The 24,491-nt window shown below is 41.0% G+C and carries 27 protein-coding genes; 22 read left to right on the forward strand and 5 right to left on the reverse strand.

All coding sequences use genetic code 11. The annotated features are described in order from the left end of the window. The first annotated feature begins 13 nt into the window (after positions 1-13). A complete protein-coding gene (locus MP622_RS00580; protein WP_243792007.1) occupies positions 14-1,942 on the forward strand; it encodes a hypothetical protein in 1,929 nt (642 codons plus the stop codon). 72 nt (positions 1,943-2,014) lie between these two features. On the opposite strand, the gene MP622_RS00585 is transcribed toward MP622_RS00580, so the two are convergent. Further along, positions 2,015-2,563 (reverse strand): NUDIX hydrolase, encoded by a 549-nt coding sequence (locus MP622_RS00585; protein ID WP_016167311.1) that lies wholly within the window; start codon positions 2,561-2,563, stop codon positions 2,015-2,017. 113 nt (positions 2,564-2,676) lie between these two features. Between MP622_RS00585 and MP622_RS00590 the strand changes: the two genes are divergently transcribed. From MP622_RS00590 to fghA, 7 genes are all read left to right on the forward strand, one after another. Continuing rightward, complete coding sequence (locus tag MP622_RS00590) at positions 2,677-3,315, forward strand: CoA pyrophosphatase (protein ID WP_171069588.1); 639 nt, start codon at positions 2,677-2,679, stop codon at positions 3,313-3,315. Positions 3,316-3,317: 2 nt separating this feature from the next. Further along, on the forward strand, positions 3,318-3,848 hold the full coding sequence (locus tag MP622_RS00595) for a gamma carbonic anhydrase family protein (RefSeq protein ID WP_243792009.1): 531 nt from the start codon (positions 3,318-3,320) through the stop codon (positions 3,846-3,848). Positions 3,849-3,980: 132 nt separating this feature from the next. After that, positions 3,981-4,649, forward strand: a complete 669-nt coding sequence (gene tsaB / locus MP622_RS00600; protein WP_243792010.1) for a tRNA (adenosine(37)-N6)-threonylcarbamoyltransferase complex dimerization subunit type 1 TsaB — start codon at positions 3,981-3,983, stop codon at positions 4,647-4,649. Between the two features lie 8 nt (positions 4,650-4,657). Continuing rightward, positions 4,658-5,479 (forward strand): undecaprenyl-diphosphate phosphatase, encoded by an 822-nt coding sequence (locus tag MP622_RS00605; protein WP_016167307.1) that lies wholly within the window; start codon positions 4,658-4,660, stop codon positions 5,477-5,479. Then, a complete protein-coding gene (locus tag MP622_RS00610; RefSeq protein ID WP_243792012.1) occupies positions 5,479-6,291 on the forward strand; it encodes a class I SAM-dependent methyltransferase in 813 nt (270 codons plus the stop codon). Before MP622_RS00605 ends, MP622_RS00610 begins: the two co-directional genes overlap by 1 nt. A gap of 117 nt (positions 6,292-6,408) precedes the next feature. Next, a complete protein-coding gene (locus MP622_RS00615) occupies positions 6,409-7,818 on the forward strand; it encodes a C13 family peptidase (protein WP_243792014.1) in 1,410 nt (469 codons plus the stop codon). A 12-nt stretch (positions 7,819-7,830) separates the two neighbouring features. Further along, a complete protein-coding gene (fghA, locus tag MP622_RS00620; protein WP_044740833.1) occupies positions 7,831-8,667 on the forward strand; it encodes an S-formylglutathione hydrolase in 837 nt (278 codons plus the stop codon). A gap of 24 nt (positions 8,668-8,691) precedes the next feature. On the opposite strand, the gene MP622_RS00625 is transcribed toward fghA, so the two are convergent. After that, positions 8,692-8,967, reverse strand: coding sequence for a DUF2218 domain-containing protein (locus MP622_RS00625; protein WP_044740852.1), 276 nt, complete (start codon positions 8,965-8,967; stop codon positions 8,692-8,694). A gap of 157 nt (positions 8,968-9,124) precedes the next feature. On the opposite strand from MP622_RS00625, the gene rpe reads away from it, so the two are divergent. The 8 genes from rpe to MP622_RS00665 all read left to right on the forward strand — a co-directional run bounded on the left by rpe (position 9,125) and on the right by MP622_RS00665 (position 15,692). Continuing rightward, complete coding sequence (gene rpe, locus MP622_RS00630) at positions 9,125-9,811, forward strand: ribulose-phosphate 3-epimerase (protein WP_016167302.1); 687 nt, start codon at positions 9,125-9,127, stop codon at positions 9,809-9,811. Between the two features lie 385 nt (positions 9,812-10,196). Continuing rightward, positions 10,197-10,676: a hypothetical protein gene (locus MP622_RS00635; protein ID WP_016167301.1), complete on the forward strand. Its 480-nt coding sequence runs from the start codon at positions 10,197-10,199 to the stop codon at positions 10,674-10,676. Between the two features lie 49 nt (positions 10,677-10,725). Continuing rightward, positions 10,726-12,630: a copper resistance system multicopper oxidase gene (locus MP622_RS00640; RefSeq protein WP_243792015.1), complete on the forward strand. Its 1,905-nt coding sequence runs from the start codon at positions 10,726-10,728 to the stop codon at positions 12,628-12,630. After that, positions 12,617-12,916 (forward strand): hypothetical protein, encoded by a 300-nt coding sequence (locus MP622_RS00645; RefSeq protein WP_243792017.1) that lies wholly within the window; start codon positions 12,617-12,619, stop codon positions 12,914-12,916. Before MP622_RS00640 ends, MP622_RS00645 begins: the two co-directional genes overlap by 14 nt. After that, positions 12,903-13,910 carry a copper resistance protein B gene (locus MP622_RS00650; RefSeq protein ID WP_243792018.1) on the forward strand — a complete coding sequence of 336 codons (1,008 nt, stop codon included), beginning with the start codon at positions 12,903-12,905 and terminating at the stop codon, positions 13,908-13,910. The genes MP622_RS00645 and MP622_RS00650 overlap by 14 nt, the downstream gene beginning before the upstream one ends. A 252-nt stretch (positions 13,911-14,162) precedes the next feature. Then, positions 14,163-14,480, forward strand: coding sequence for a multidrug efflux SMR transporter (locus MP622_RS00655; RefSeq protein WP_243792020.1), 318 nt, complete (start codon positions 14,163-14,165; stop codon positions 14,478-14,480). A 40-nt stretch (positions 14,481-14,520) separates the two neighbouring features. After that, complete coding sequence (locus MP622_RS00660) at positions 14,521-15,003, forward strand: methylated-DNA--[protein]-cysteine S-methyltransferase (RefSeq protein ID WP_016167296.1); 483 nt, start codon at positions 14,521-14,523, stop codon at positions 15,001-15,003. Positions 15,004-15,038: 35 nt separating this feature from the next. Continuing rightward, on the forward strand, positions 15,039-15,692 hold the full coding sequence (locus tag MP622_RS00665) for a nuclease-related domain-containing protein (protein WP_243792021.1): 654 nt from the start codon (positions 15,039-15,041) through the stop codon (positions 15,690-15,692). A 55-nt stretch (positions 15,693-15,747) separates the two neighbouring features. Here MP622_RS00665 and MP622_RS00670 read toward each other — a convergent pair whose 3' ends face one another. After that, positions 15,748-16,515 carry a hydroxymethylpyrimidine/phosphomethylpyrimidine kinase gene (locus MP622_RS00670; RefSeq protein WP_243792023.1) on the reverse strand — a complete coding sequence of 256 codons (768 nt, stop codon included), beginning with the start codon at positions 16,513-16,515 and terminating at the stop codon, positions 15,748-15,750. Between the two features lie 82 nt (positions 16,516-16,597). Between MP622_RS00670 and MP622_RS00675 the strand changes: the two genes are divergently transcribed. Then, positions 16,598-17,242, forward strand: a complete 645-nt coding sequence (locus MP622_RS00675; RefSeq protein ID WP_243792025.1) for an HAD-IA family hydrolase — start codon at positions 16,598-16,600, stop codon at positions 17,240-17,242. 60 nt (positions 17,243-17,302) lie between these two features. Here MP622_RS00675 and MP622_RS00680 read toward each other — a convergent pair whose 3' ends face one another. After that, entirely contained in the window at positions 17,303-18,046 is a 744-nt protein-coding gene (locus tag MP622_RS00680; protein ID WP_243792026.1) for a sporulation protein, read from the reverse strand. A 112-nt stretch (positions 18,047-18,158) separates the two neighbouring features. Beyond that, positions 18,159-18,623, reverse strand: a complete 465-nt coding sequence (locus MP622_RS00685; RefSeq protein ID WP_016167291.1) for an Lrp/AsnC ligand binding domain-containing protein — start codon at positions 18,621-18,623, stop codon at positions 18,159-18,161. Between the two features lie 140 nt (positions 18,624-18,763). Between MP622_RS00685 and MP622_RS00690 the strand changes: the two genes are divergently transcribed. The 5 genes from MP622_RS00690 to MP622_RS00710 all read left to right on the forward strand — a co-directional run bounded on the left by MP622_RS00690 (position 18,764) and on the right by MP622_RS00710 (position 24,451). After that, a complete protein-coding gene (locus tag MP622_RS00690; RefSeq protein WP_243792028.1) occupies positions 18,764-20,023 on the forward strand; it encodes a D-amino acid dehydrogenase in 1,260 nt (419 codons plus the stop codon). A gap of 44 nt (positions 20,024-20,067) precedes the next feature. Then, positions 20,068-21,171 carry an alanine racemase gene (alr, locus tag MP622_RS00695; protein WP_243792030.1) on the forward strand — a complete coding sequence of 368 codons (1,104 nt, stop codon included), beginning with the start codon at positions 20,068-20,070 and terminating at the stop codon, positions 21,169-21,171. A 10-nt stretch (positions 21,172-21,181) separates the two neighbouring features. Continuing rightward, entirely contained in the window at positions 21,182-21,541 is a 360-nt protein-coding gene (locus tag MP622_RS00700; RefSeq protein WP_151505435.1) for a RidA family protein, read from the forward strand. Positions 21,542-21,719: 178 nt separating this feature from the next. Beyond that, positions 21,720-23,159, forward strand: a complete 1,440-nt coding sequence (locus MP622_RS00705; protein WP_016167287.1) for an amino acid permease — start codon at positions 21,720-21,722, stop codon at positions 23,157-23,159. A gap of 188 nt (positions 23,160-23,347) precedes the next feature. After that, on the forward strand, positions 23,348-24,451 hold the full coding sequence (locus MP622_RS00710) for an acyltransferase (protein WP_243792032.1): 1,104 nt from the start codon (positions 23,348-23,350) through the stop codon (positions 24,449-24,451). Positions 24,452-24,491: the final 40 nt, after the last annotated feature.

The following is a 24,491-nucleotide window of genomic DNA, read 5'->3' on the forward strand; positions in this document are numbered from 1 at the left end:
TAGAGTAATAGGAATGAAAAATAAATATTTATTAACCATCGCACTTTCAACGTTAATGTCAGGACTAACGGCTTGTGGTGGGGAAAGTGCCAATATTATTCCAGAGAAAAATAATAACAGCACGGTGAATGGCAGTTGTACTGCGGGTGCGAGCAATTGTATTCAGTTCGCACTGGATTATCCTTTTGATGGTTTAAATTTTTCCTGTAGTAGTGATACGCAAAATACCTTTGTGACTTTAATGGATTTGAAGAATGGCGTTGCCACAGGCACTTGTAATTATAGTGATAAAGTCAATGTGTTCTTATTGGGTAAAGCGGATAAACGGATTGCTTTAGGGTCTTTCCCAATCAGTAATATTGCCTTGGTCAGTACCGATCAAATTCCGCGTTTGACGGTATTAGATATTGCTAAAGGGATGACTAACCGTGATGCGACTGTACTCGATCCAAGTGATGCTACAGTCAAAACAGCCATGAACTTGGTTAAAATTATTCAAGCATTGGCTTTACAGCAAAAAAGTATAAACACGAAAACGGATATTCAAGCGCTGTATATGAATGATTCGATCCGTGAAAGTTTAGATAAAATTACCAGTTCTGTAACCGCACAACAGATGGTGAATGGAGAGTACGCCGCCATCATTAAACCGTGGTTGGATGTCTCAGTCATTTCAGATGCAGAAGCTTTTGCAGTGGTCAGTCAATTATTGAATATTAGCAATGCAGCGGTATATCAGCCTGAATTTTCTCTATTCTCGACATCTGGCAGTGTGATTAGTAGTTTAACAGGGTCGGATGGTTTAACTGGTTGTAATAAAGACGTTTGTGCTGCGAATGACACGACCACTAAACATTTGTTTGGGCATTTTATGTTGTTGACGGACCGTCAAGGCTATACCTTCGGCAGCGGTTTGCAATGGAGAGGTTTGGCAAAATCAGGACTGACTTCGATAGCCGGAGTAAATGCCGAATTACTCCGGAGCTATAAACCCACCCGTATGACGGCATTGCCACAAAATCATTGGATTAACCCGCTGAATAAACGCATTGATCAAAATTATTATATTGGTGTGGATGACCCGAATTCTGATGATCTGATTATCAATCAAGGGAAGCTGTATAACGATTATATGATTGCGGGTAAGGAAAAATTCTACAAACTACTGACACAAAAAACTACGGTCACTGCTGAGGACTTGAAAGACCTCGGACAATGGCAACAGCGTTATGGTATCTCAGATACGTTTAAAGGTTCCTTAGATCTTTTTAAAGTTTATCCAATTACCTATTTAGATAAACAAGTATTTAAATCGAGTAATAATGTCTCAACTGGTGAAAATTACATTTTCCCATTGTATGCAGATTTAACGTTCAAATTCACCGATACCAGTGTACCAAGTCTAAAATTAGGTATTGTGATTGATGAGAAAGGCGACATACGAACCAATATGAAGCCTGCTGCGACCGATACTGATATGAGTACAGGAAGCTGTGATACAACAGTGAGTAGTAATCTGAAAGACAGTAATGGTGTGCAGCAATATCGCTTAGGCACAACATCACGTGCATTTATTGATGATCGTGCCATTTCTATTCGTATGATTTTAGGCGATGAAGCATTAAAGTCAGTCAATGGTGCTTTGATTGGCGTGAACTCAACTATTCAAATATCTGCCACAGGTGAAAAAATCGTGGTGGGTGGTGCTTTAGTTCACTTACAGAATTTATTAAATGCATCGACGGGAAGTACAGGGCGTATCACCTTTACCGACTCTGCTGGTGGTGTAGTCAAATGGGCGAACAGTTATGCCAGTTTTCAAAAAGTATATAATGCCAATAATACCGATGAAACGACGGATGACACCGCTTTAGCGAAATTAAGTGGCGGAACTTTAGAAATGAGTTTGGCGCCTTGCTATAGCGTTAAAGCCAAAAGCTAAATCTCGAGATTCTGAATAAAAAAGCCGATTCAAACGAATCGGCTTTTGTTTTTATCAATGCATTAAGCTGGTTTAGCCAGTATGGTCTAAGCGTGTACCTAAGGTTTCTAAATGTGTAATAAACTGATTGGTTTTTCGATCGGCAAAATAGTGCTTAAGTGTTTGTTCTACACTTGGGAATGCTAATTCTGTCCATGGAATTTCATGTTCTTCAAACAGGCGACATTCAATACTTTCTTCACCTGCACCAAAAGTTCCATCGACCAGTTGGGCTTTAAACAACACATAAATTTGCCCGATACGCGGAATATTGTACATGCAGTAAAGTTGCTCAATTTCGACTTCTGCTTGTGCTTCTTCACGAGTTTCACGTGCAGCACCCTGTTCCATGGTTTCAAACAGTTCCATGTAACCTGCGGGTAAGGTCCACAAACCATAACGTGGTTCAATGGCACGGCGGCAAAGCAAGACTTTATTGTCCCAGAGTGCCAAAGCACCACAAATGACTTTGGGATTTACATAATGAATATGACCACATTCTGTACAAACGCGACGTAATTGATGATCGCCAAGTGGAATTTTTTCAGTCGTTTTATGTCCACAATTTCCGCAGAAGTTCATATTCATCGTCAATGATAAAGTTGCCACTCAGCATAACTGAAAAAAACAAGTTTGACATCTATTCTCTCCAATCCGATCAAAATTCAGCTATGATGAAATAAAGAAGAATAGAGGTGAGTGATATGGATAATCGTTCATTAACACATATATTACAACAGCATTTAAGATTTTCGACCCGTAAGCGAGAAGCTGAAGCTGCAGTGTTAATTGCGATTACTGATGAAGCTGACCCAAAAGTGCTTTTAACCCGCCGTTCGGTGTATTTGTCTAATCACGCAGGAGAAGTTTCTTTTCCTGGGGGTAAAAGAGACCCGCAAGACACCAGTAATATTGTGGTCGCGCTAAGAGAAGCGCAAGAAGAAACGGCTTTAAACCCGTTTGATGTGCGCTTGCTTGGGGATTTACCTATGCAAAAAGCCCGTAATGGTATGTTGGTCAAACCGATTGTTGGGCTTATTCCACCTCAGGTTGAACTGATAGCTCAGCCTTCAGAAATTGATCGAATATTTTTTGCTTCTCTACAAAATTTGATGGAAGCACCGCCAACGCCACATGAAGTCCGTTATGCACAACAGTCTTTGTATTTTCCCAGTATGCGGGTTGAAGATGAAATCGTCTGGGGGCTCACGGCAAGGATGCTCATTTCACTGTTTCAATATGGATTGAATTATCAAAAAGAATGGCCTTTTTTATTAAATTCGCCATTATTCTATGCCCAGCAGGCATTACTCAAAACCAAAGGACGTAAATGAACATGATGTACAAATTTGCCGGACATGCACCCAAAGCCACGCATGTTCCTTTTGATGGTTGGGTGGCAGACAATGCAACCGTAATTGGCCAAGTTGAATTAGGACAACAGGTCAGTGTTTGGTTTGGGGCAGTTATTCGCGCAGATAACAGTCGTATTCACTTGGGCGATTTTACCAATGTACAGGAAAATGCGGTCTTGCATACCGACGCAGGGATTCCGATGCACATTGGGAATTATGTGACCATTGGACATCAAGCTATGCTACATGGCTGTACGGTGGGTGATAATTCTTTAATTGGAATTAACGCCGTGATTTTGAACAATGCAGTGATTGGAAAAAATTGCATTATTGGAGCAAATGCCTTGATTCCGGAAGGAAAGGTGATTCCTGATAACTCTTTGGTGATGGGATCGCCCGGGAAAGTGGTAAAAATGCTGGATGCTGATGTTGAAGCGAAATTAAAACTCAGTGCATTGCATTATGCTGAACATTATAAGAAATTTACCCAACTGGAAATTTTTGAGTTCTAACAAAAGCATTGTTTTTTAAACCAAGCGAATGCTTGGTTTTTTTGTATCTAAATAGGGAAATTCTCGCGTCCAAGAATTGAGTAGAGTATGATAGCCCTCGTTTTTTAAGATAAAGTTGAAGCAAGGTTGAGCATGAAATTGCTGGCATTAGAAACAGCCAATGAACAATGTTCTGTTTCTATCGTAGATGAAAATCAAGAGCTGTTTTTCCAATTAGATACGCGTGCAAAGGCTCAAACGCAAACCATTTTACCAATGATTGAGCAGGGCTATGCTCAATTAGGTGTAACGACAGAAGATTTAACAGCGATTGCTTTTAGTCGTGGTCCAGGTTCATTCAGTGGTGTGCGCATTAACGCCGCTGTTACACAAGCACTCGCTTGGTCACATGATTTGCCTGTAATTCCTGTATCAACTTTACAAGCTTTAGCGCAAGCTGCTTATCGTCTGCACGGTTTGACGGCTGTGACCGCAGTACTTGATGCACGTATGAATGAAGTGTATATCGCGAGTTTTCAACTGAACGATCAAGGCATTATGCAGGAAGTTGATGAAGAACAATTATTAGATTATCAACAAGCTGCCAGCATCACTCAATTTACCTTGGTGGGTTCAGGTTCAGCTTTAATTCAACCTGATGCTTTAGAATTCAAAGATGTGGTCGCAACGGCACAAGATATTGCTCAAATTGCACGTGCAGCGGCGCTCAAAGCACAATGGGTCAAGGCAGAAGAAGCTCTTCCAGTGTATTTACGTGATAATGCATGGAAAAAAATTCCAGAACAAATTAAAGCAACTTAAGGTTAGATATGGATCTTTTATTATTATTTAAAGCGGCCATAATGGGCTTGGTAGAAGGGATTACTGAATTTCTACCAATTTCAAGTACAGGGCACTTAATTTTAGCAGGTCAACTTTTAGATTTCTGGTCGATTGAAAAAAGAGATATGTTTGCAGTTGCCGTACAGATTGGTGCGATTGCAGCCGTAATTTATGAATACTGGGGTAAACTTTGGGGTGCTTTAATTGGTGGTCTAAAAGGTCAAGAACAAGGTCGCCGTTTAAGCATTAACTTAATTATTGCCTCTATACCGATTGTGATTGTGGGTTTAACCTTTGGCGATGTTATTAAAGCTTATTTATTTAATGCGATTACCGTTGCGATAGCTTTAATTGTCGGTGGTTTCATTATTTTATGGGCTGAACGCCGTCCACACAGCATTCAAACTCAGGAAGTTGATGATTTAACTTATAAACAAGCGACTTTGATTGGTTTAATTCAATGTTTAGCCTTGTTCCCAGGGACTTCACGTTCAGGTTCAACCATTATTGGCTCTTTATTTTTAGGCGTATCGCGTAAAGCAGCAGCGGAATTCTCTTTCTTCCTTGGTATTCCTGTGTTAATGGGTGCAGGCTTACTGGATATGTATAAAATGCGTGCTGATTTGCACAGTAATGATATGGCTGTTCTGGCTGTCGGAATTATTGTGGCATTTATCTCTGCACTTATTGTCATCCGTGCCTTGATTCGTTATGTGTCTAAACATGACTTCACTGCATTTGCGTATTACCGTATCGGCTTCGGTCTATTTATTTTGGCAACTTGGTGGACAGGTTGGGTCACTTGGTAATGCATTTATTTACGGAACCTCAGTTTCAAGCTCAGGCACAGCACTATGCGGCTGTGCTTGCATCCCGTGGAGTTGAGGTTCAGCTTGAATTCATTGAAAAACTGAATGCGCGTTTTTTACGTTTAAATCCTGAATTGGCTTTGTGCGTAGATGAGCAGGGGCTTTGGTTATGTGCCAATGGCATGAAAATGCAGCCCGATTGGAAGGCAGAAATTCCACGTTTAAAACGTGCATCGCTCAAATCAGAAATGATTGCCCGTGCTTGTCAGTTGGCGGAAAAACCACGTTTAATTGATGCGACTGCGGGCTTAGGACATGACAGTTTATTGTTGGCGGCACTAGGTGCAACGGTTACTTTGGTAGAACGCCACCCGATTTTATTTACCCTACTAGAAGATACGCGACAGCAAGCATTGACCGATTCTTATCTTGCCCCGATCGCAGCACGGATTGATTTGGTTTTTTCAGATTCAGCAGATTATTTAAAGCAATGTGCAGAGCAACAGCAGCACAGTGATGTGGTGTATTTAGATCCAATGTTCCCACAGCGTGATCAAAATCAACAAGCCATTAAAAAGCAAGCTCAGGTCAAAAAGCAGATGCAACTGTTACATTTACTGCTGCCAGAGCATGGTGAAATGGATTTGGGGGATCAACTGTTGCCTCTGGCTCAACAGATTGCAAAACGTGTGGTGGTCAAGCGTCCTCGTTTGGCGGTATTTTTGAATGACCAGCAACCCGATACGCAATGGCAGGGGGATGCTTGCCGTTTTGATGCTTACTTTCAGCTTGATCATCAGACCTTAGGATAATTGTTTCAATATTGGGCAAAGATTTGTTATATAGTTAAAAATAATATTGATAAAAAACCGATCAAGCATAAACTAGCTATGCAATAAAGCGAGTAGCACTAGCCACCTGAAAACCTTATGAAGATTGATTTTAAGCCCTCCATTAATTTTTGGCACGATTTTAAAAGCAACCAAATGGCGGGATTGTGGCTGTTTTTGGGTTCACGACGTGCATTACAAATTGTCCATCCTTCAATTTTACAATTGATTTTCTGGGGGATCTTAGGCGGTTGTGCCAATACCTTATTTAGTTGGCTCAGTGCGGGCGAAGTCGGTGAGTTTAACTCGCAAGGTTTGGTCAGTTATGCGCTATGGCCTTTCATTGCACTGATTGTTGGTATTTTTTTATCCCAGCGGGTAAATAATCCACGTTTAATGTTGGTTCCCGCTTTATTGTGGTTGGTTTTAGATACCCATATCGCACTGCTACAAAGTTTTATCCAATATTTGGGCATGATTGATATCCTGCCTTATGCTTTTTATGATTATTTGCCGACCATTTTTATGGTGCTGTTTGTCTGGCAAAGTCTGGCGGTGGTTTGGGTGTTCGCCCGTGAATTAAAATGGCCATGGTGGGAACGTGCGCTGATTATGTTGGCAACACTATTTACTTTGGTGGTGTGGCAGATGTCAGTGAAGAGCCAACCGATTTGGAAAGTTGAAGATGTCCCGCCAACTTTTGCAGAAGATGCCTTTTACGCACAAAGTCGGTTACTGAATAAAAACCTGCAAGCGATTGAATATGGTGAATTTGCTCAGTCACATTGGTACTTCCTAGGGGTGGCAGGCGCCAGTTACCAAGACGTCTTTATGTCTGAGGTAAAACGCATTCGTGAACAATTCGATACACGTTTTGGGACCTTTGGTCGTTCCATGATTTTGGTGAACAATCCTGCGACACGGACTGAAATTCCAATTGCTTCACGAACCAGTATGGAGCTGGCATTCAAGCGTATTGGACAGCAGATGAACCGTGAAAGTGATGTGCTTTTCCTTTATATGACTTCGCATGGTTTACAGAATGAATTTGAAATGGAAAATGCGCCACTTGATTTGGCACAAGTCGATCCAAAATGGTTAAGAGATGCGTTAGACCGTTCGGGCATCCGTTGGCGCGTCATTGTGATTTCAGCGTGCTATTCAGGCAGTTTTGTCTCGGCATTACAGAATGATAATACCTTGATTATTACGGCTTCCGCAGCTGATCGAGCTTCATTTGGTTGCTCGAATGAAGCGGATTATACTTATTTTGGTCGTGCTTTCTTTGATCAGGCCATGCGTGAACAACATTCGATGAAAGATGCTTTTGCACAAGCCAAAGATACTGTCGCGCAATGGGAAACTGCACAGGGCTTTGATCCTTCTGAACCACAATGGTCGATTGGTAAAAATATGGAATTGATGCTGCCACAATTAGAGCAACGTCTGTTCCCACCGACAACAACGACACCACCAGTTCAAGCGCAAGCGGTTGCGCATACACCTTAAAAGGAACTCAAGATGGAATTATTACAAAAAAATCGCTGTTTTGATGGTGAGCAACGCATTTATCGTTTTAATTCCAAAACCCTAAAAGGCGATAGCCGTTTTGCCGTATATTTACCTCCACAAGCATTAGAGGGAGAGGCTTGTCCTGCCTTATTTTATCTTGCGGGTTTAACTTGTACTGAAGAAACTTTTGCCATTAAAGCGCATGCTCAAGGTATGGCAGCACAATTAGGTTTGATTCTGATTATGCCTGACACTTCACCGCGTGGTGATTACGTCGCACAAGGTGATCATTGGGATATTGGTCAAGGTGCAGGTTTTTATATTAATGCGACGCAGGCGCCATGGGCTGAACATTATCAAATGGAAAGCTTTATTGTTCATGAGCTTTATGAATTAGTGTTGCAACAATTCCCAGTTCAGCAAAACCGTGTTGGTATTTTTGGCCATTCGATGGGTGGGCACGGCGCATTAACTTTAGCATTTAAATATCCTGACAAATTTAAATCAGTGTCAGCATTCGCACCTATTTGTGCACCGACTCAATGTCTTTGGGGAGAAAAAGCATTTTCTACCTATTTAGGTAATGACCAAGCACTTTGGGCGCAGCATGATGCCGTCGCATTAGTGGGCGAAAAAGGCACTTTATTTAATGAAATTTTGATTGATCAAGGTTTGGATGATCAATTTTATAGCCAGTTGAATCCTGCATTATTCCAACAAGTCTGTGTGCAAGTCGGGCAAACTTTGACCCTGCGTGAACATGCGGGCTATGATCATGGTTATTATTTTATTCAAAGTTTTATGGATGATCATCTTCAATTCCATGCCGTCCAACTTGAATCTTAACTAACTTTTCCAAACGGGCGGAGTTTAACTCCGCTGCCATTCTGCTTCGAATTCTTGCTGTGCCATACGGCTTAAATGATCCAGCACAACTTTTTCCAAGTGATCCATTTTGTCTACGGATGCAGTAATTTCAACCGCTAAATATTCTGCATGCGGGATAAGGCTAACCTGAGCTTCAGGCATGATAATCTCAAATTGTTGCTCAGATTCTTTCACTTCAAATTTATGTTTCCAGTGATTATATAAGCGCTTAGCGATACGGGCAGATTCTAATGTGGCAATTTGACTGCTACTTTTCATTTTTTTCGACCATGATGTTGGAGCTTTACCATAACAAATTTGCTGTGCTTGAACAGTAGTCCATTGCAACGCAACGTTGCAAAAATGAAATGTCACAGACCTTGGTCGCAGTTTGCTATAATATCGGCATTAAATTCATGAACTCTCAGGTTGATCCATGTCTAAGCCTTATTTAATCGCACCTTCAATTTTATCTGCTGATTTTGCACGTCTAGGTGAAGATGTTGAAAAAGTATTAGAGGCAGGTGCTGACGTGGTGCATTTTGATGTAATGGATAATCATTATGTACCGAATCTTACTTTTGGTGCAGGGGTATGTAAGGCATTAAAAAACTATGGCATTAAAGCTCCAATCGATGTGCATTTAATGGTGTCTCCAGTGGATCGTATGATTGGCGATTTCTTGGAAGCAGGGGCCGATATCATTACTTTCCATCCAGAAGCCACAGATCATATTGATCGTTCTTTACAGTTGATTAAAGCGGGTGGTGCGAAAGCAGGTCTAGTCTTTAACCCTGCAACACCATTACATTATTTGGATTATGTATTAGATAAAGTCGATCAAATTCTATTGATGAGTGTTAACCCTGGTTTTGGCGGACAAAAATTTATTCCAATGACCTTGGAAAAATTACGTCAGGCACGCAAGATTATTGATGCTTCAGGTCGTGACATTCGTTTAGAAGTTGACGGTGGTGTTGGCCCAGCCAACATTCGTGAAATTGCAGAAGCGGGTGCAGATATGTTCGTTGCGGGTTCAGCTATTTTTGGCAAACCTGATTATAAAGCTGTAATTGATGAAATGCGTGATGAACTTTCGAAAGTAGGTTCAGTCACAGTTTAACGCTTAGAACTAAAATTTGTTCAGGTTGTGGATAACTTTGTGGGTAAGCTTGTAGATATCTATGTAGATAACTATATGGATATCTCGTTTAAACAATAAACAATTTTGCATCAAGTGTTTATCGATTAGACTTTATATGTATAAAAAGAGCACATTTGTGCTCTTTTTTATTCTAATCAAGGTTTGAAAAAATAGCTGCTTTATTCAGCTCAGCTTAAAAGTTATACAGATTAAAAAATAGTAAATATGAGTAAATTTTTTATCAACGCAAGATGAAGCATGAGCGAAAAATGAGAAAAAATTGTGTCTAACTGATTTGTTGGGTATGCTGTATAGATGCATTTTGCTGTAATGACCTTCTATCTCTCAATCTAGGATGATTAAGGTGTTGACGAATCTCCGCAGACAGTCTTGGTTTGTGTGCTTCATGGTTTTTGCCATGGGGTGGAGTAGTCTTGTCTATGCATCAGCAATGCCAATGCACGCCCAAATGTTACAACAGCAGTTGCAGCAACAGAGTATGGTGAATGCCGAGCTTCTACATAGCCAACACCAAACTGTGCAAAAGAAACAGCCTGATTGTCATAGCGCAGAATCAGTTAAACCACATCAACAACATGCACTACATTCAGATATACAGAAGAACAGTGATTGTGAAAGCCATTTAAGTAGCACAATTCAAGTGAAACAATGTGCTGATTGTGCTCAATTACATTGCCAGACCTTAAGCGTCTGGCTTGATACTGCTGTTACTGATCCACTTCAATATTTTCATGCAGAGACATTAACCAATCTACATAGCCGTTATACGGCTCAGCATTTAATTGGTTATTGGCAAGAAATTTTACGCCCTCCCAAAGCTTAACTTTATTCAGAAAACAGAATTTTTATTAATTTCGAATAAAGGTTAAGTCATGTCTATTTTATTTCGTCAAAGCCTCTTGATTGGGCTATGTGTATTTTCATCATCATGGACCCTTGCCGCAGTCAAGGAATATCATTTGACCATTGATGAAGGGATGGTCAATGTAACTGGTAAGCCACTAAAACGTATTACCGTGAATGGTCAGTTTCCCGCCCCCTTGCTTGAATTTGAAGAAGGTGACGATGCGGTTATTCACGTACATAACAATTTAAAAAATCAGGATTCATCTTTACATTGGCATGGTTTATTGTTGCCAGGTTTGATGGATGGTGTGCCTGGTTTTAATGGGTTTAAAGGCATTAAACCTAATGAAGATTTTGTGTACCGTTTTAAGGTTCGCCAAAATGGGACTTATTGGTATCACGCTCATTCTAAAGGGCAAGAACAAGATGGTTTATATGGCGCTTTGGTCATTTATCCGAAAAATAAACAGCCTTTAGCAGCACATGAAAAAGCTGAACGTGATTATGTGGTCATGCTGTCAGATTTTCATGAACAAAAAAGCGATCAAATCCAAAAGAACTTAAAAATCTCCGCTGAATATTATCAGAACCAACGTGAAACTTTGCGTAGTGTTTGGCAGCAAGTTCAGCGTGATGGACTCAAAGCTACATGGTCTGACCGTTCCATGTGGAACCAGATGCGGATGCTGAGAACGGATCTGTCCGATGTGACGGGTTATACCTTTTTGGTCAATGGTAAAACGCCTGAACAAAACTGGACAGGACTATTTAAGCCGAATGAAAAAGTCCGTTTACGCTTCATTAATGCTTCTGCTATGTCTTTTTTTGATGTGCGGATTCCAAATTTAAAAATGACAGTTGTCAGTGCGGATGGTCAACCTGTACAGCCAGTGAATGTCGATGAATTTCGGATTGGAACGGCGGAAACCTACGATGTGATTGTTGCGCCAAAACAAGCGAATTATCAGATTGAAGCAGAATCTATTGATCGTTCTGGTTTTGCCATTGCCACTTTGCAGAATGAACTAGCTCCTGTGAAGCCAGCTATACAGATGCCACAAGCTCGACCACGTGCCTTGTTGAATATGGCAGATATGGGACATGGCAGTGGTGATCAATCTTCTAGTATGGATCATTCAACGATGAATCATGCAGAGATGCAAGGTATGGATCACTCAATGATGAACCACGCAGATATGCAAGGTATGGATCATTCGAAGATGAATCATGCAGAGATGCAAGGTATGGATCATTCAACGATGAACCACGCAGAAATGCAAGGTATGGATCACTCGAAAATGAATCATGCAGAGATGCAGGGTATGGATCATTCACAGCATCAACAGATGACATCGACTCTGAAGAATACTGTGGTTGAAGGTTGGGCAAATGCTTCTACGCCAGCAGGTGATAAGGCCTTGCAATATAGTGATTTAAAATCATTAACCCCACAACCAGATACCCGTGAAGCCAGTAGTGAACTGGTGATTCGTTTAGGCGGCACCATGGAGCGCTATATATGGACCATCAACGGGAAAAAGTTTAGTGATGCTGAGCCACTGAAAGTGAAGTATGGCGAACGTATTCGCATTAAATTTATTAATGACAGCATGATGGCGCACCCGATGCATTTACATGGCATGTTTATGCAATTAGAAAATGGGCAAGCAGCAGTTGATATGCCAAATAAACATACCATTGTGGTTCCACCTGCAAAAACTGTGACGGCATTATTAACTGCGGATGAGCTCGGTGAATGGGCGATTCACTGTCATTTGCTGTATCACATGGGTGCAGGCATGATGAATAAATTGATTGTTGCCAATGTGACAGACGGGAAAGTATCGACCACACCGATATCCAAAGCGAGCCAATCTAAAGCCGAAAACTCAAGTACAGAACAACAAGGAGAGCAACATGCACATCACTAATTTATTACCGAAAATGGTTCTCCTTAGTTCATTATTATTGAGCCAAGTGGCTTTTGCACAGGAACAACAGGTACATACTGTACATCAGTCCATGACTGAATCAGAAGATCATCAGATGGATCACTCTAAAATGCAGCACCAGATGCAGCATATGGATCATGCCAATATGCAGCAGATGACAATGCCCGTTAGTTCAAAAGAACCCTCTGCACAAAAACAATCTCGCGATACTCAAAAAAAACAAGCCAACACTGAACAGCAGGGAGATCAACATGCGCAGCATTAATTTATTTCCACAGACTGTACTAGCAGGTTCTTTGTTGTTGCTGAGTCAGTTGACTTTAGCGCAAGCACAGCAAGACCATACCGTGCATCAACAGCAAAGCGAATCACAGGTTCAGCAAGCTGAGATGGATCATTCTGAAATGATGCATGAGATGCCGAATATGCATCATTCCAGTATGCAACCGATGGCATCTTCTAATATGACTTCCGTTCCTGATTCGGTCAAACCAGTACAAGCGTCGCAATTAACTGAGCATTCACATCATCAACAAATTCAAGCTGAATCTTTGTCATCTGAAACCGATCATCAAGTACATGATCACCGTGCAGAACACGGTGCACAGGTTTATATGGTCAATACTTTTGATAATAAGTGGTTGATTGATGAAGGGGGAACAGGCACTTTAAAATCTGAGTTTGAAACCCGCATTGGTACAGATGAAAATAAGCTTTTTATTAAAGTACACTTAGATAAGCAGGAATCACATGCGGTCGAATATGAGGTGAAGGCACTTTATAGCCGAATGATTTCAGACTTTTGGGATGTGCAAATGGGTACACGTTACCGTGTCGAAAAAGTTGAGTTAGATCAGCATCGTAAAGATACGGAAGAAAAATGGGATGCCGTAATTGGTTTACATGGTTTAGCGCCGTATTTCTTTGAAACAGATGCCTATCTATATGCAGGTGAAGATCATTATTCAGGCTTTAGTCTCGAAACCGAGCGAGATTTGTTACTGACACAAAAGCTTATTTTCAAACCCTATTTAGATTTAAATCTTGTGTTTAGTGATGATTCTAAATATGCCAAAAAAACAGGCTTGAGTGGTGTCACAGCAGGTTTGGAAACGCGTTATGAAATGAATAAAAGGGTGATGCCTTATATTGACATTGCGTATGAATATTCAAAAGGTAACGATGCTACACCTTGGCAGGCCGAGAGTGGCTCTGAAAAAGGCTGGCTTTATGGTGCAGGCATTCGTTTCAAGTTCTAAGATCTGAGTTTACTCACATTTTATTCAGTTTAATAAATTCATAAGGCTTTAAAACTTCGGTTTTAAAGCCTTATTTTTTATAGGTGTATTTAATGTTATTGCATTGTAGTTTCGCACCATAAAAGCGCAGTATTGAGTATAATTGAGCGTAATTATAAGGAGGAACGACCTCCCTTGGTGCTTAAACTTTAAAGATGCACCAAGAAAATTCCTCAGGACGACCTGATTTTTAATTTAAATTTGGAGGTCGCCATGGCTTGGATTGTACTTATTTTTGCGGGTATTTTTGAAATCGTGTGGGCATATTCCATGAAGCTGTCAGAAGGCTTTACCCGAATTGGTCCGAGTATTATCACCCTCATTTTTATGATCTTAAGCTTTGCTTTATTGGCATATGCGATGCGCACTTTACCCTTGGGTACAGTATATACGATTTGGACGGGAATAGGTGCAATCGGTTCCTTTTTGGTGGGTATTTTTATTTTAGGTGAGCCTGCGACAGCTATGCGGATGCTTGCCGCCATCTTAATTATTTCAGGGCTTGTATTGATGAAGCTTTCATCTTCATAATCAGTCCTCTACTTATTTCTCAATACCGCAGGGGCAGACAATGAAACTTGCATTTATGTATATGGCTTCTCCTGTTGGACAGTTAAAATTAGTTGCACATGATACCGCGCTGGTTGCAGTACTCTGGGAAAATGAAAATCCCAAACGTGTGCGGTTGGCCGAATTGGTCGAACAGCCCGATCATCCAATCTTGCTGCAAACACAACAGCAGCTCATGCAATATTTTGCAGGCACACGTCAGCAGTTTGATTTGCCTTTAGATTTTGAAGGAACAGAATTTCAAAAGCAGGTTTGGCAAGCTTTGTTGAATATTCCCTTTGGTGAAACCCGCAGTTATAAAGACATTGCAGAACAATTGGGCAATCCCAAAGCAGTACGTGCTGTGGGAGCAGCCAATGGTAAAAATCCAATTTCCATTATTGCGCCGTGCCATCGGGTGATTGGTTCAAGCGGTAAATTGGTGGGTTTTGCAGGTGGATTGAGCAATAAAGAGATTCTTTTAAAAATTGAACAACTGAAATAAATTGAAAAACTAAGTTCTTTATAATTTTAAGTAAAATGATTGCACAGATTTTTGCACTGCTGTCGTCCACATTTTGGTGGATATTATTGCTGTTTATCGTTATAGGCATTATCAAAGCATTTAAACCTTTCCTAAAAGGGAAAATGGGGGAGTTTGCCGTTGCAGCCCATGTCAAACTGTATTTAGATCGAGACAGTTATACCTTACTCAACGATTGCACCTTACCAGATGAACAGAACCAGACTACCCAAATTGATCATATTCTACTGAGTCCTTTTGGTATTTTTGTGATTGAAACTAAAAATTATAAAGGCTGGATTTTTGGCAGCCAGCATCAAAAAACATGGACACAGAAAATTTATAAAAAGAGTTTTAAGTTTCAAAATCCATTACATCAAAATTATAAACATCAAAAGGTGTTAGAGGCGGTGTTATCGGATATTGTGGGGCCTCAGTTTATTCATTCTCTGGTGGTATTTATGCCTGATTGTGAATTTAAAACGCAAATGCCTCAGAATGTGTTTCGTGGAGCAGCTTGGACGGATTATGTGAAAACTTTTCAAGAGGTGATGATTTCACCGATGAAGTTGAAGCGGATTCAATTACGGATTGAAAAAGAAGTACTGGAAAAGTCGTGGAAAACCAATCGTCAACATGTTGAGAATTTAAAGCTCAAACACAGTGAATAAAAATAAACCCACAGTTCAAGCAAGAGCTGTGGGTTTTATAAATGAAAGCGAAAATTTAGAAACGTTTTGGAATTTTCTGTCCATTCGGTACAGGTGTTTCCGCTTGTTTTAATACGCCAAATAACCATGTTTCTGCATGTTGTACCGCAATCTTTAACTCATCGCCCATCGCGAGACGACCTGCAATAAAGCTCGCGAGTGAACAGCCTGAACCATGATATTCACCTGCCAAACGAGGACAATGGCTTTCAGATACAAATTCCCCATCAATATATAAGGCATTGCGAATATAGTCGGCAGTATCTTCATGCCCACCTTTCACCAAAACCGCTTTTGCACCCATCGCAAACAGTTTCTGCGTGGCAGCTTCCAAGTCCTGTTCGCCCGTTAAAGCACGCAGTTCTACGGTATTTGGAGTAAGAATAGTGGCCAATGGAATGAGTTCGACAAAGGCTTTGACCAGTGTCGCTTGATCCCCCAAAGAACCGCCACTATTTGCGACCAACACTGGGTCAAGCACATAACGATATTCTGGATGTTCACGTAAAAACTCAGCCAGCGCTGCAATATTGTCGGTGGTACCGAGCATCCCAGATTTCACACACTGAATCGGTAGATCACCGACGACGGCATGTGCTTGGGCCAAAAGTAATTCTTTGGAGGTGGCTTCAAAGCCAAAAACTTGTTGTGAGTTTTGAATGGTCAGTGCGGTACATGCAATTGCGGCATGCGCACCACTTTGACCAATCGCTTCAATATCCGCTTGTAAGCCAGCACCGCCAGAAGGGTCTAAACCCGAAAAGCACAGTACAGTCGGGCGCATGTACATTTCCTTCATTCATGAGATTTGCGATAGTATAGGCAACTTTGAGCGAAGTCTCGAGCGTAATTTGTTGGGTTGGACAATGATTAAGAATATCTTGATTGATTTAGATGGAACACTGACAGATCCCAAAGTCGGGATCACCACTTCTGCACGTTATGGTTTGGCAAAAGTGGGGCACCCAATTCCTGAGTTAGAGAATATTGACTGGATTATTGGTCCGCCACTGAAAGCATCTTTGGCTAAAATTTTAAATGTTGACCCTCATGATGTGTTAGCGGATCAAGCCTTATTGGGCTATCGCGAGCGTTTCTCGGTCACAGGTTTATTTGAAAATCATGTTTTTGAAGATGTTGCACAAACTTTAGCAGCATTAAAAAACAAAGGTTATCGCTTGTTCTTGGCAACTGCAAAACCCGAAGTTTATGCACGTCAGATTTTAGATCATTTTGATTTATTACAGTATTTTGAATACCCTTATGGCAGTGAACTAAATGGTGAACGAACCAATAAAGGTGAGTTAATTGCTTATATTTTAGAACAAGAGCAGCTTCAAGCCGAAGAATGTTTGATGGTGGGTGACCGTGAGCATGATATTTTCGGCGCACGTAGTAATGGCATTGAAACCATTGCCGTCGAATATGGTTATGGCTCTATGGCTGAACTTGATGCAGCTCAACCCAAGGCTCGAATTCAACGTTTTGCCGATTTGTTGAACCTGATTTAATCAATCATTGATCCATTTAAGCACCTCACTTTCCCTTGTTGAAAAGTAAGGTGCTTGGTTTTATATGCCTAATGTTCTGCGGATTTCATTGGCTAAAACTGTGGAATTGGCATGTTGATGTGGAATGCTAAAACTTTTAAAGCCATCCCCTCTAAATTTACGATCTACTTCTAATAACACATGCGTTTGATGCTGTTCTGCCACAAAGGACACTTCAATTTCATTGATACCGCTAAAGAACTGCGCAGGTTTAAACTCTAGCTCTTGATAGCAGCCAAGGGTTGAGTAAAACCCATTGCCACGAAGTTGACCTTTTTCAACATCGGCAGTCACCAAGTGAAAACCACATTGTTGCATGGCTTGAATAAAGCTGTGCATAGTAGGCGTCGGGGTAATCTGTAGATAGTCTTTATCGGTGGCATCTAGCCCCCAATCGACATCTAAATGAGTATGTAGCCAAACACGGGTTTTATTGCTGCGACAAGCCAGATCGGTCAACGGTGTTTCAAATGGCAATTGAATTGAAAATGGGAAGGTGTGGGTTTGGTTGGCTTGTAATTCAAATGCACCACTAATATGCCATTCCGCTATCGTCAAATGGGTATTGTATTCTGAGTCATTTGATTCGACTTCGGCTGTGGTCATTAATTTTAAGTAGATGCCATTGATATGTTTCTTGGAAGAAGCACCCGTAAAAATGACTTCTCCATTCAGGACTTGACCTGCTTGTAATTGGCTGTTGTGTATGCGGGTGTCTACCTGAATGCCTTGTAGACCTAAGCTCGACATGAGTTTATTCAACATGATGCAAAAATTCCTAAAAAAGAAAGATATGAAAATTAAGAAAAATTAGAAAATGAAAAATAAGTGATTTCTAAAATAAAGCTGCTTGAGATTAGCATAATTCAGTCAAGCCTTAGCGCATATCTAAATACAAAGTTTCCTTAATTTCTTCCATCACAATATAGCTATGCGATGAAGCAGATGAGGGGAGTTTTTTCAATAAATCACCCAATAAGCGGCGATAAGCAGTCATCTCTTTTAAGCGTGCTTTGACCAGATAATCGAATTCGCCTGAAATTAAGTGACATTCCAAAACCTCAGGAATTTCGACCAAATCTCGTGCGACTTGGTCAAAAACATCTCCCGATTTGGCAGAGAGTTTAATCTCTAAAAATACCAGTAAATTGCGATCGACCAGTGCAGGATTCAGCCGTGCATGATAGCCAGTAATAATGCCGTCACGTTCCAGTCGCTTGACTCGTTCCGAGCAAGGCGTGGTGGATAAATTGACCCGAGAAGCCAATTCACTAATCGCAATTCGTCCTTCCATTTGCAGAATATCCAAAATCAGGCGATCTACACGGTCTAATTTACGCATAAGTTTTTCTCTGTTTTTAGCCTTTATTTAGTGAAAATGGCATGAATATATCTCAACTATACCTATTAAATCAGTTAAATTCACTATTGATACGGAAATATACTAGTTAAATAAACTGGTGAAGCAGTGGGATAAAGGAAATGCGCGTAATTGTTCTAGGTAGTGGTGTAATTGGTGTAGCAAGTGCATATTATCTTGCGCAGCAGGGAGCAGAAGTGACTGTATTGGACCGTCAATCAGGTCCAGCAGAAGAAACAAGTTTTGGTAATGCAGGGCAAATTTCACCAGGGTATTCGACTCCTTGGGCCGCACCTGGCATTCCATTTAAAGCGGTCAAGTGGATGTTTCAGCATCATGCGCCATTAGCAATCAACATGGATGGTAGCATGTGGCAGTTACAGTGGATGGCACAAATGCTGAAAAACTGTAATGCGCAAAGTTATGCAGTCAACAAAGAACGTATGACCCGTGTAGCAGAATATAGCCGTGATTGTTTGCGCGAATTGCGTAAAGACACAGGCATCAGCTATGAAAACCGTTCTAAAGGCACATTACAGGTGTTCCGTAATGAAGCGCAATTAGAAGCGGTACAACGTGATATTCAAGTATTAAAAGAGTGTGGTGTACCGCATGAGTTGTTATTGAAAGATGACTTGGCTCGCGTAGAACCTGCACTGGGCTTTGCCAAAGATAAATTGGTCGGTGGTTTACATTTACCAAATGATGAAACGGGCGATTGCTATAAGTTCACCAATTCACTCGCAGATATTGCTAAAGCTAACGGTGTGAAGTTCTTGTTTAACCAGAACGTCGAGCGTTTAGTGGTTGAAGGCGATGAAATTAAAGGCGTAGTGGTAAATGGTCAAGTATTGACCGCAGACCGTTATGTGTTGGCATTCGGTAGTTATTCACGTGATTTCTTAAAACCACTTGAGTTGAATTTACCTGTCTATCCAGTCAAAGGCTATTCATTGACAGTGCCAATTATTGATCCTGCGTTTGCACCACAATCAACCGTATTGGATGAAACTTACAAAATTGCGATTACCCGTTTTGATCAACGTATCCGTGTCGGTGGTATGGCAGAGTTAAGCGGTTTCAACTTGAAGTTGAATGATGACCGCCGTGGCACACTAGAAATGGTCACCAAAGATTTGTTCCCAGGCGGTGATTTACCGAATGCAACGTTCTGGACAGGCTTACGCCCGATGACGCCAGACAGCACGCCAATCATTGGTGCAACACGCTTTAAAAATCTGTTCTTGAATACAGGACATGGCACCTTAGGTTGGACCATGGCATGTGGTTCAGGCAAGCTAATCAGTGACTTGGTGATGAACCATAAACCAGACATCAGCATTGATGGTCTATCGATTGAGCGTTATTTGCACGCAGCATAATTTCTGAAATAAGGAAATGATTTAGATTTTAGGGAAGAAGGGTTATGCCACGTCCAATTACCGCGGTGATTCATCAATCCGCACTCAGACATAATCTGGCAATTGCGCGTGCCGCAATGCCAGATAGCCAAGTTTTTGCTGTGGTCAAAGCCAATGCTTACGGGCATGGCATTGAACGCGTGTATCAAGCATTTAAATCTGCCGATGGTTTTGCATTGCTTGATATCGAAGAAGCAAAGCGCATTCGTGCTTTGGGCTGGACAGGGGAAATCCTGTTACTGGAAGGCATTTTCTCAGCGCAAGATTTATATGATTGTGCACAGTATCAATTGAATTTTACCGTGCATAATGAATTGCAAATTCAATGGTTACAACAGTTTCCCATTGCAGCACAATTCAAAGTGTTCTTAAAAATGAACAATGGCATGAATCGTTTAGGATTCACACCAGAACACTATGTCGGCGCGTGGAAAAAACTGAAGGATTTAGCTTCGGTTAAAGAATTGGTACACATGATGCATTTCTCCGACGCTGATGGCGAGCGTCAAGGGCAGGCGGGGATTGAATATCAGCATCAAGTGTTCCAGCAGATTTTAGAGCAGTATCCAGCACCTTGTTCAATCAGCAATAGTGCGGCCATTTTAAGATACTCGACCCAGCTACGCTCAGACTACGCACGTAGCGGCATCATGCTATATGGCAGTTCTCCAGATTTTCCAACGCATACTATTCAGGATTGGAATTTACAACCGAGTATGAGTTTGCGCAGTGAAATCATCGCCATTCAACAGTTAAATCCAAACGACAGCATTGGCTATGGCTCTAGTTTTGTCGCAGATCGACCAATTCGCGTCGGGATTGTGGCATGTGGCTATGCCGATGGCTATCAACGTATTTCACCGACAGGTACGCCTGTATTGGTGAACTCTATTCGTACCCGTACTTTAGGGCGTGTCAGCATGGACATGCTCGCAGTTGATCTTGATCCAATTCCCGATGCGCAGATAGGTAGCGAAGTGGTGTTATGGGGTCAATCGAGCACTGGGGCGGTATTGCCGATAGATGAGGTTGCAGCAACCTCAGGTACTGTTGGCTATGAACTAATGTGCGCAGTCACAGCACGCGTCAATTTTTCAATTCAGGAATAAGGAATTAATCATGTCACAACAGGATATTCAGCGCTTCAATACCACCCCTGTGATGAGCGCCGTGACAGTTTTTAACAACGTGGTGTATTTATCAGGTCAGGTGCCAAAAAATCCTGATTTAGATATCAAAGGGCAAACTCAAGATGTATTAAACACCATTGATCAACTTTTGGCACAAGCCAATAGTGATAAAAGCCGAATTCTTTCAGCACAGCTTTTTCTGAAAGATTTGTCGGATTTTTCAGTGGTGAATGAAATTTGGATTGATTGGTTGAAAGACCATGCAACGCCTGCACGTGCCACGATTCAGGCCGATTTGGTCAATCCAAAATGGCTCATTGAAATTGCAGTAATTGCGGCACAAAAGTAAGTGCTCTTCCATGGAATGGAGGACGTAAGCAATGAGCAATGTGATCAGCTAATTAACCACGAAGGTTAATGATTACATTGTTAAGGACACAGACTTAACCCTAGGTTAATTGTATTGCTCGTGAGGAGCTAGATCTGGGTTAAGTCCGGTAAAGGAATTAAAAAAAGGATGTTGAGTTATGACCACAGTGCGTGAGCCAAAAGCTGAACAAGCAACCCATGAGTTGCAACGCAAGCTCTCTAATCGTCATTTACAATTGATTGCAATTGGCGGAGCTATTGGTACAGGTTTATTTATGGGTTCAGGGAAAACCATCTCCCTCGCTGGACCTTCAATTTTACTGATCTATATGATCATTGGCGGTATGTTCTTTTTCCTCATGCGTGCATTAGGTGAAATTCTACTTTCCAATCTGCATTACAAATCTTTCATAGATATGGCGCACGATTTAATTGGTCCTGCGGCGGGCTATTATATCGGTTGGTCGTATTGGCTCGGTTGGGTCTTGGTCGGTATTGCTGACCTTGCGGCGATTATCAATTATCTGAATTTCTGGTTACCGCCCGATATGGCGTTTACGCCCATAGGGCAAGCGTTGATCAGTGCAGGTTGTGTATTGTTGGTACTTGGACTGAATCTTTTAACCGTCAAGCTATTTGGTGAAATTGAATTTTGGTTTGCATTAATCAAAATTCTCGCCATTTTAGGATTGATTGTCATCGGTGGTTTTATGGTGTTCAGTCATTTCCAAGCACCACAGGGTTCAATCGCAAGTTTTAGCAATGTCTGGTCACATGGTGGAATGTTCCCTAAAGGTGCAAGTGGTTTCTTGGCAGGTTTTCAGATTGCACTCTTTGCTTTTGTAGGTGTGGAATTAATTGGAACAATGGCTGCTGAAGCGAAAGATCCAGAAAAGAACTTACCCAAAGCCGTGAATGCCATTCCAACCCGAATCATTTTATTCTATGTGTTGGCGTTATTTATTGTAATGTCAGTAACACCGTGGAATGAAATTCCAGCGGATCAAAGTCCATTCGTCAGCCTGTTTTTACATGCAGGGATTGGTGGTGCAGCAGTGATTATGAACTTGGTGGTATTATCTTCGGTAATGTCATCAATGAATAGTGGCGTGTTCTCGACCAGTCGTATGCTATACGGTTTGTCTTTAGGTGGTCAGGCACCAAAAGGATTGGGTGAATTATCTAGCCGAGCTGTACCCGCCAAAGGCTTGCTGTTCTCATGTCTCTTTATTATGGCAGGCGCAGCATTGCAGTATTTCGTTCCGAATACTGTAGAAGCATTCACCTTGGCAAGTTCGTTGTGTGTAATTCTATTTATCAGTATTTGGGGGCTTATTATGGTGTGCTATTTACGCTACCGTAAATTACGCCCTGAATTACATGCACAATCGAAGTTCAAAATGCCGGGTGGGGTATGGATGTCTTATGTGGTTTTGATTTTCCTATTCTTTACCCTGATTATTTTAAGTTTAGAACCTGATACCTTACGTGCCTTAATTATTAGTCCAGTTTGGCTCATTATTTTGACCATTACTTATCGAGTACTGTATTTGCCACGTGTGAAAAAACGTATGTTAGCGCAGCAACTTGATAACTAAGTAAAACGCATCGCTTAGCTTGCGATATCTGAGAGAAAACCCTGCATCAGCAGGGTTTTCTTTTTGTCTAAACAAAGTAAATGTACTCTAATTAAGTATGAGATAATTGTATGATTTTATTTATAAAAGCTATTTAACTCGAGCCATTTCATTTTTAATGAAGCACTTTAAAATTTTAACAATGATCTATGCGTAATTATAAAATCGACATCCTGCGTGGAGTGTCCATCCTTTTGGTATTGGTTCATCATTTTAATATTCCTTATAAATTACACGATACGTTTCTCGGTATCCCAATTGGGGGTGAAAGCTTAAGTACCTTAATTGCAAGAAATGGTAATTATGGTGTGACCATGTTTTTTGTCATTTCAGGTTTTTTGATTACCCAACATACTTTGCAACGCAGCGGATCTTTGGCGCAGATTAAGCTGAAAGATTTTTATATCCGACGTATTGCTCGAATTATGCCGTGTCTGGTGTTATTGGTTGCAATTGTCACCGTACTGGGTGCTTTGGAACTTAAACCATTCATGAATCAGTCACCGAATGGTGTAGACGTATCTTATGCGGTGACCGTCCTTTCAGCTTTTAGCTTTTGGATGAACATATTGATTATTGAATTTGGATGGATCAATTATGCCCTAGGGGTATTGTGGTCTTTATCAGTAGAAGAGGTCTTTTATTTAGCCTTTCCTATACTGTGTTTAGTGCTTGGTCGAGGCAAAGGGTTTATTGTTTTTCTGCTCCTTATTATCGCGTATGCACCTTATTTTCGTGCCCTGCATTTTGCAGAAGAAAGTGGCGCTTATCTGTATCACTACTTTTCTAGTTTTGATGGAATTGCGATTGGCTGCCTCACCGCAATGTATGCACAGTATTTTAAAGGCGTCATTTACAATCCAAAAGTGATTGTTGCGGTGACTGTATTTTTGATGACCGCTTTATATTTTTATGCACCGATCAAAGAAGTGAGTATATGGGGTATCAGTGTATTTGCGTTACTTACAGCGTTGCTGATGTTTTGCTTTGTACAAGACCCGAAAGTTGAACCTGTCTCATACGCTGCACGGAGTTTAGTTTGGATTGGACAGCGTAGCTATGAAATGTATTTGTTTCACTTAATTGTTTTGGGTTTTATGAAAGTTGTGTATTTCCCAAAAGAAACTTTAGCGGCTGAAAAGCTGATGTTGCTGCCAGTTTATTTTATTGCAGTGTTTATAATGAGTTGGGCAATTGAAAAGTATTATTCGACTCCGCTCAATTTAAAAATACGTCAAGCTTGGATACGCTAATAGCTCTGCTTTTTGGGTGTGCTGTTGATTTTTATAGATA

The sequence above is a fragment of the Acinetobacter sp. PK01 genome, from assembly GCF_022819285.1.
In the GTDB taxonomy this organism is placed as follows: Bacteria; Pseudomonadota; Gammaproteobacteria; order Pseudomonadales; family Moraxellaceae; genus Acinetobacter; species Acinetobacter tandoii.